This window comes from Paenibacillus terrae (genome assembly GCF_000943545.1).
Lineage (GTDB): Bacteria > Bacillota > Bacilli > Paenibacillales > Paenibacillaceae > Paenibacillus > Paenibacillus terrae_A.
Genome location: NZ_JTHP01000132.1, coordinates 1 through 8,503 on the forward strand (window position 1 = coordinate 1; position 8,503 = coordinate 8,503).

Sequence of the window (8,503 nt, forward strand, 5' to 3'; positions counted from 1 at the left end):
TTAAAAATCAGCCGAATCCGGGCCAACCTGATCATCCAAAAAATTGGAGAGCAAAGAAAAATTCGAATGAAGGACGACGAATTCATGGGGAAATTAAATTCAAATCAGATAGAAAGATTAGCAGTAGATGCAGTTAAAAATGAAGCAAATCGCCCATTTTCAGGGCTTGTCGCGGACATTAAAGAAGGAGATAAAGGAGTCTCGTTCGATGGGGATATAACTGTATTCATAGACAATACTGAAACAGTTGAAGCCTTTTTAGGAAAAGTACAAGTTCAGGTTAAAGGTAATCAAGTATCAAAAATGTCTGGAAATATCCGTAAATTTTCACTTTCATTAAAACATATCAAAAACTATTATAAACAGAGCGGTGTGCTCCTTTTTGTTGTTGAATTAAGTATAGATAATTCTGCGAATATGAATTCTAAGATTTTTTACAAACAATTGCTTCCTCAGGAGTTGTCAAACATTATTCGATTGTATGGCCAAAAGAAAAAGCAAGGATCTAAATCTATTGAACTTCGTGCTCTTGAAGAAAGCGATTTAAGAACAGTTTGTGTTAGGTTCCTTAATGAACAAAAACAACAACCTTTAAATTTAATAGAACGAGATATATCTAAAAATGTTCCATATCCAGAATATGAGCTTAGGAGCTTAACATATAATCCTGATAACCAATCAACCAGCAATGTTTATGAACATGACTTTTTTTTATACGGAAAAGATGATACTTATAATATCCTAGTTCCTTTACAATTAGGGAGGATTCAAAAAATAGGATCTCAAATACAGGAGACATTAACTATATCTGGTGATACATATCAATTTAATGTTAAAACAACTGAAGATGAAAAATGTACCACTCGTAACTTTGAGGATACTTTGATATTAACCCATCAGCGAGGAACCAAAAAACTCACCTTTAATCTAACCAATTTCAAATCACTTACATTGCAACTAAAAACATTAAAGTTTATGAAAGGTATTCTCTTAAGTCTAGAAGTACCGTGGATTGGAGAAAAAAATGGATTTGAGAATGGATCAGATATTAAAGAGTATGTAAAAAATATAGATGCACGATATAAGTTAATGCTTGATGTACAGAAAGTTTTTTTTGATCTAAACATTCCTGAAGATACTTTAATTGAACAAAGAGATCAAAACAAAGATATTTTTGATCAGTTGAAATATTTAGTTGACTTTTATTTGTATAACAATATTGAAAGATTAAATATCCCTAATAAACATGCTTCGACTTTTTTTAATTATAAGATTGGTAATAAGATGGTTGTACTGTATTATTGCCATTCTAAAAAGAAAAAGATAGTAAACCTTTTTGCTAAAGAGGTTAACGAGGAGATATTTTCAACAACAGTCATTGCAAATAACATCACAAAAGAGTCAGCTCCACATAGTCCCTATGTATTATTAGATTTAGAATCGCTTGCATATTCTTTAAATATTAATTTTGATATAGTTAAGGAATCATTTAATCATTTTGATCCTTTTTTAATTGAACTTGCAAGTGAAGTGACAAACAGATTTTATCTAAACTGCATTAGAGCGTTTGATATTACAAGCAATGCAAACTATTTAGAAGTCGCCGAATATATACTAAACAAATATTACGCAAGTTCATCATACGAACCTGATTCTATTGAAGCAGCTATAGTCGCAATAAATGAGATACAGATTCGTGTAAGAAAAACAAATAAAATAAGTGAAAGTGATGTTGCATTATTAATGGATTTGAAATTTCGATTTGATATTAATGAGTTTTCTAGTCTTCACTTTAGTATAAATGTATTATTGAAAAATAAACAGGAGGCAATCTACTTCTATACAAAGTTAGAAAAAAATTCACAAGAATCGTTTAGAGAGTATCCTATATATTTATTATATGATCAACTTTTCAGGGAGCATGGGTAACATATTCTCAGTGAAGAGGTAATTGGTCCTACTTGATCGCTTTAAAGTTTTTGTTTAATCGATTCAAGGTCTAATGACTATAAATCTGATCTTCCTTAGCAGATGTTGAAGAAAAATAGATCAAGCAGAACATGTCATGTCTTAAGAGACTTATTCTAATGAATTTTCGAAGGGTGATAATGTGAGTTGGGAGATTGTGAGAGAAGATAGGGAACACTGCGCGTGTAGAATGGGTTTCGTATCAAGGATATTAAAAGCGGATGACTGGAATAGAACTGAGATAACGGTTAGTCTAATGTGCTCGGAATGTAAGAAAAATTACGTAGAATACACATATGATTATCATAGTTCAGGAATGCTAGAGACTGCAACTCGCTGGGTCAAGAAAGAGGAATATGAAGTTTTCTGCCGATTGGAGACAGAATTTAAAGAGATAGAGGGCAAAACAAATAATGAGATAAACGAATATCTATATAGTAATTATTATGAATCTTGGATGGCATTATTTGATAATGTTCCCCGTAACAAAAAAGCAGTGTGGAATAAGTTGTATCACTTGAATTTGATTTACTTTAGTTATTCAAAATTTTGTAAAAATATTGGCACAAAGAGTTTGGATGACCACATTAAAAGTTATGTTTCGTATCCTCATAAGGATAAGCTTTTAAAGATATTAGGTGTTAGAGACGAAAATATTGGCATAATAAATGCTAAATCGAAGACTGCACGTATTCAGTATGAGGAAGTGAAACGCACCATGATACGAAATTCATTTTAATAAGTCTAAGAAAAAATGAGCAAACTGAATATTGAATGGATCAGCCAGCTTCTACAGAGGAACTAATGAAAGGCGGCGAACACATGTGGGTTAGAGTTATAAAAGCAAGTAAGCCTAGCTATTGGTATGCAGGTAGGATTGGGTCTACTTTTGAAGTAACATATATGAAAGATAATATTTACATGGTGAAGAAGTGGAAAGAAGATTACTATGCTGTTGATATTGCCCCTATTCTCAAGACAGACTGCGAAGACATACTTTCAAAAAATTATCCTAATGAAAATATTGTTCGTGGACGAAAAGAAGTCTTGTCACAAAGATCCGCCTTTAACACTTTCAAAGAAATTGAACGATACGAAGCATTGAATAAAACTGCCGAAGTCAAGTTAACTAAAAATATCAAAAGTATTTAATGGAGTGTTGTTTGGGAAAATGAGATTTTTATGGGATTCGCCGAGCAAGACCAAAATTATAATTCTCTTTGGATCAGGTGGGTGTTAAATCCGATATATTTGCAGACTGGCGGCTTATGAGAATGTGAGTAGAGGCTAGGCTTAAGTTAACCTGTAGTATGTTGTTGGGCAGGATCTATTAGGGGGTTAGTATGATTCAAAAACATTTTTTAAATGTCGTCGATTCATTACAACTTTTTGAAGAATGTCAAGATATTATAAAGGTAAATGAATGCTACACAAACGTGTTTTATATTTTTTCACGAAAACGAAATTTTTTTAGAAGTGATGGGTGGAAGGTAGCTTATGGATATTATCGTATTTTTCCTGATTCGCTTTTAATGGCGAGACATTGTTTTCTGGTTAATAGTCGAAGAGAAGCAATAGACCCGACACTATTCATTAACGGAAGAAGTATTGAGCAAGAAATTGACAAAGAATATGTTTCGTTTAAAATATTTGATTCTAATGAAGAGTATTTATCAATGATCGCCGATAATAATGGATTTCCTGATCTGAATCGGTCTCTATGGTCCTTAGATTTAGAGTTTGAGCATTTTTGGGCTAGAAATGAAAGTTTTGTTCTCATACGCTAAGATCCATTATTTGATATCCCTCACATTGTCTACTATATATCGTTCTCATTCTATTTATTCTATACGTTTAAACGAGTAGGCTTGACGCTAATTATTATATTTACATAGAACTATTTCTACTCTATACTCAGGATATGTAATATTCCTTATCATGAGCAGTGTCATGCGACTTAACTGTTAAATTATCTTGAGACATACACTTTTCTTAAGTGCAAAACTGTAATCTATTACAGAATCTTTTTGCATTTCGGGAAAGTGTTTTTTGTTTATTTATCCAATTTCTTAATTAATTCACGATTGGGTAAGCGTTATTTCGAAAACAAACAGCCCATTTTGGCTATACTGACCACGAGACCCATGTCTTTGGTTCTTAGATTAAAAGAGTTATTGTGATTAATATATGGTCCCATAAGGAAAGAAGTGTTTTAACAATAATTTACTTGAGGGGTTACTTACTTAATACCAAATGAAGGGAGCGTGAGGTATCATGTAGGGTAAATGAGCATTTCACAATGATTCAATAGAGAAAATATCGAGGTGAAAGAAATGGTAGTTAAACAGGTTAAAGCCAATTATCACAGTTACCTAAACGAGATTAAAGTTATACTTGATCCAGTCCTTACTACAATGAGAACCCAATCTGGGCAGTCTTGGCGTCTAAATGCCTGGCTGGGACCGATTAAAGTCTTTTTCGGCTACTTCAGGTATATGAATGCTTTTAAAGCTATAAAGTGGGCATCATTGCCGATCATTGGTCCGATCATTGCTGGTGTGGTTGCGGGAAACTATGGTCATTGGCCAATCTGGTTATGTATTGTCGGAACATTGCTTTTAGTCCTCATGTTTTACTATCTATATGTCCGGTCTTACATAGATAAGATGGCTACAATCGGTCAGCCAGAATTTCATGTAGAAGCATATAAGACAAGACGTCCAAAGGAATATGAAAAAACTTGGGCTCAGTTTGTTAACAAAAGCGATTTCACATTTGAAGGATTGTATGACATCGTAAATACAGTGTTCAGCCAAAATAACCACGATCCGTCGAGCGTAGCATATATTGCTGCTTATTCAAAAAGTCAGCACGACTTCATGCAAAATACCATTAGTGACCTTAAATTCACAATTGACGAAAAGGAAGAGGCCATTAAGTGGCTAGAAGATGAATTAGTTAAATCTGAAAATGCTGTATCTTACCTTATTGGAATCATTAAGAAAGTGAATGAGAATCTATACCGGTATATAAACGATAGACTCAGCCTTACTGACATGGATTTCGTTTGCGGCTTCTCACTTTACCGCAAAGATGGGAATACACTCAAACTAATATTAGACAAGGGTACATCAGGAAATAGCCGCGACCTCAATTTGGACACCGATGTAAATTTTGCTGCCGTTGTTGCTGCGAAAGATGAAAGGGAGCAAGCTCACCATAATAAACCCTATCCAGAAAGAAATATCGTGGCTTTTCGAATGACCATGCTGGAAGGGGAAACCTGGGTATGGTGTTTTCACTTCGATGATGATGACGAACGCTCCTTGTCTCTGTTACTAGGAAATGATATAATAGAGTCAAGACAGATTCGTAGAGTTATGCATGTTTTCTGCTTAACTCTTCAAAAACGACAACGATTCATTTCTGAAAAGGAGGTTGACCAGGATGTCGAAGCAAATTAGTTACACAATGGGTCCCGGTGTTGTAACCGTTAAGTTAGTTGAAGATTTAACCCAACAAAGTATTATCGCTAAGCGCCGTAAACAACGTGAGCAAATGCTTAAGCAGATCGGTCAGCGGACTTCCGTGACGGAGCAAGATATCGAGCGACTTGTTAAATTAACAAAATAAAGACTACAGAGCCCTTTTGGTGAAAACCAAGGGCTTTTTTGTTTATCTGAGTCATATTTAGGGCATACTTTCTACTATTCAATCAATCTAATAAAGGATGAGAATAGGATGAGAGACAAAAAAGTTGTGCCTTTTTGCCCCAAACCTGTACCCCTTAAGGATCTAACTCAAAGGGAGATTATAGAGGTGCGTCGTGCCAAAAGAAAAGATATACTTGAAAAAACAAAGCGAAAGGATAGATAGCTAGCGCCTAACTAAGGGAAAACGGACTTTTTCGTCAGATCGCTTAATGGATTTTAGTTCTACAAAGGTGTTCAATTGGACCCAGTATTCGTTGTAGAATGAAAAGCAAAATGCGAGGTCCAAGAATCAGCCATGAGTCGAGCTTCTACAAGAGAGGTTAAGGATAATGAAGACGAGGGTAGAAGATTATGCTCCGCGGCTAAAGTAAGCAGCAGAAGAGCTACTGATAAATATCAGTGGCTCTTTTTCCTTTGTTTCTCCAACAACTACTTCATTACACAGCAAATACTCCAATGTGTCCATTGCGAAAAATGATTTTATCACCATTATGTAAAGTCGCTGTTTCGACCCTTTGTTTATTAATCTCTAGATGAGCAGAGCATCGCGGTCACAATTTGATATTCATCATGCCAGCAATGTAGCTTCTTAGGATATGTGAATCCAGGAGATTGTTCATGAAGAAGGGTGATAAACCATACCCGATTTGGGACTGCATTTTGAGGTGGCGAATCAGATCGAGTGTTTGATATTAGGGGTCCGCTCACCATTTTAACGAAAGTATATATTAAGACCTACGCGTTGGCACTACCCCTTTTAAGAGAATGTGGTTGTTTTGTAGATGCTTATTCAGATCACTGATATAATGGGAACGTAGGTTTTCATCATCTTCTCGTTAGGAAAATGAGTCTTATAAAGTAAACATAGCAAGTGATGAGGGCAGTATGAGAGCTCAATAAAATATCACTCTGGACGGTGTGCTGGTGAGTCAATCTAGGTATCATCGAGTGTATAAGAAGGCCGCTGTCAGATAAAGAAAGGAAACACACCATCTTAGAGCTGTGCTGCAAGCAGTTCTTGAGAAGAAGATACTGAACTGGCAACTCTTTTAAGCAATGAAAAATCCATTAATTAATGAGGGGTGTTTGTTATGCCTCAGTTTGCATATATCTGCAGCTTTACGGGCTGGGAGAAGCAATTTCCATCAGGTAAAGTTCAGTGGTATAAGGATCAGGAATTTATTGAATTAGACAGCTTCACAATCACTAAAGATGAAGTTCAGTATATTCGCCGGTTTAAGGCTGAGGATTTATTGTGCCCTATTTGTGAACATCGATTAGTATATAACCGAGGCTATCAAAAAGATGTTGAGGGACAGGCTACGGCAATTCGACGGCCCTCCTTCTATCATTTGAACAATGAATCTTGTTTTGAAAGCGAATCATTAGCTCATGCTATGACCAAGCGATTTCTCTTTGAAAAGCTCCAGGAAGCGGGATATGAGGTGCGTGAAGAGCATAGACATCTGATCCATGGGAAAAGAATAAGGGCAGACGTTGCAGCATTCACAGGGTCTTCCATCAAACAAAGACTTCGACTTGTTGTTGAAGTTCAATCATCAAATATCTATCCCTCGACTATGGCCAAAAGGGTAAATGCGTATTATGGTGAAGGCCTCCCTACGGCCTGGATTATTCTATTAGATGACTTTTTTGACGGCTATACAGGGGCTAGAAAGGAAGTGTTTGATACAGATCTAGGGGAATTTGTCTTTGTACCTTTAGAGGCCGGGGAGGAAAGTGTTTTCACGGTACAAGGTAAAGACAGCAAAGCATTTTTGATGATCATGGACATGTATGGGTATGTGATAGGAATTAATTACACCGGTAACGTCTTCCTTATTCGGCGTGATCCGGATAATGAAGCTTACCGAATCCCAGCCTTAATGAGAGGGCTTCCTTGGACACCAGCAGACGAAATATATCAAATTACTCGAATTGCAGATAAAGATATTTGCCCTACACTTCTTATGACACCTCTTATTCAACTCCAGGAAGATGACACGATTAGTGAAAGCGATAAATTTAGTGGGCCAGCTCTGGGAGGACTTGGATTAGGAAATCACCTAACAGAGAATGAAGGTGGTCAAGTTGTTGAGTTCGGCATAGATTTTGAAAGTGGGAAACTTGCTGGACAAGTTGCAGAGCAAGCCTTAAATCCCATCCTACTTGATTCAGCAAACCTGGGAGGCGGAACGAGCAGCTCACGAGCAAGTGAAGCAACAGGAAGAGGAATGGCGACAGAAGCAGGATCAGATCCAAAACCTGCTAGTAGAAGCAGAGGAGCATCAAAATAAAGTTAGGGAATTTTTTAGAGGGGATTATGGAGAGTATCTAATCGATCAAAAACTGCTACAACAGGTTGAAAAAACATTGTTGCTATTTGGATACCAGGCCGTGGATGAATCACGACTTGAGTACCTGACGAGGAATGAGGGTAAGGACCTTTTAGCATATATTAAGGGGCTTTCTGATGGCCTACCATCCATTGAGATTATACGAAATAACGAAACGATGTGGAGTGCTTACAAAAAACTTGCTAAAGATGAACGTATTCAGTTCGAACACAATGTATTTCCGGAGGTATTGCCTCTATGGTTTGCAAGTTTAAAATTCAAACTAGAAGAAACAGAGCACCGAGCACAGAAGAAGCAGCGATCGAAAGAGAAAAAAGAAAGCAAAGTTGAGAGGGACTCTAAGTCTCTGTCCAATAAAACCGATGTGCAGCAAATGGGGTTTGATTTTTAATCAAAGAGCTATGCACTAAACAGACAAAGCGCGTCGTTAAGAATGACGATGCTATATAAATTGAACTAAAGAAA

8 protein-coding genes are annotated in these 8,503 nt (G+C 36.3%); all 8 read left to right on the forward strand.

The genetic code is table 11. From position 1 onward, the window contains the following. The coding region (locus tag QD47_RS33555) for a hypothetical protein (RefSeq protein ID WP_044649327.1) at nt 1-1,929 on the forward strand (1,929 nt) is incomplete at its 5' end. A 181-nt stretch (nt 1,930-2,110) separates the two neighbouring features. After that, nucleotides 2,111-2,707, forward strand: coding sequence for a hypothetical protein (locus QD47_RS28660; RefSeq protein WP_044649328.1), 597 nt, complete (start codon nt 2,111-2,113; stop codon nt 2,705-2,707). Nucleotides 2,708-2,742: 35 nt separating this feature from the next. After that, the gene (locus QD47_RS28665; RefSeq protein ID WP_152643902.1) at nt 2,743-3,120 is read left to right on the forward strand and encodes a hypothetical protein; all 378 of its coding nucleotides are present in this window, start codon (nt 2,743-2,745) and stop codon (nt 3,118-3,120) included. Between the two features lie 191 nt (nt 3,121-3,311). Next, nucleotides 3,312-3,755, forward strand: a complete 444-nt coding sequence (locus QD47_RS28670; protein ID WP_044649330.1) for a hypothetical protein — start codon at nt 3,312-3,314, stop codon at nt 3,753-3,755. Nucleotides 3,756-4,301: 546 nt separating this feature from the next. Further along, complete coding sequence (locus QD47_RS28675; protein ID WP_044649331.1) at nt 4,302-5,432, forward strand: hypothetical protein; 1,131 nt, start codon at nt 4,302-4,304, stop codon at nt 5,430-5,432. Beyond that, on the forward strand, nt 5,416-5,601 hold the full coding sequence (locus QD47_RS28680) for a hypothetical protein (RefSeq protein WP_044649332.1): 186 nt from the start codon (nt 5,416-5,418) through the stop codon (nt 5,599-5,601). Before QD47_RS28675 ends, QD47_RS28680 begins: the two co-directional genes overlap by 17 nt. A 1,171-nt stretch (nt 5,602-6,772) precedes the next feature. Then, complete coding sequence (locus QD47_RS28685) at nt 6,773-7,978, forward strand: competence protein CoiA family protein (protein WP_044649333.1); 1,206 nt, start codon at nt 6,773-6,775, stop codon at nt 7,976-7,978. Beyond that, nucleotides 7,896-8,429: a hypothetical protein gene (locus QD47_RS28690; RefSeq protein WP_044649334.1), complete on the forward strand. Its 534-nt coding sequence runs from the start codon at nt 7,896-7,898 to the stop codon at nt 8,427-8,429. The genes QD47_RS28685 and QD47_RS28690 overlap by 83 nt, the downstream gene beginning before the upstream one ends. Nucleotides 8,430-8,503 lie beyond the last annotated feature (74 nt).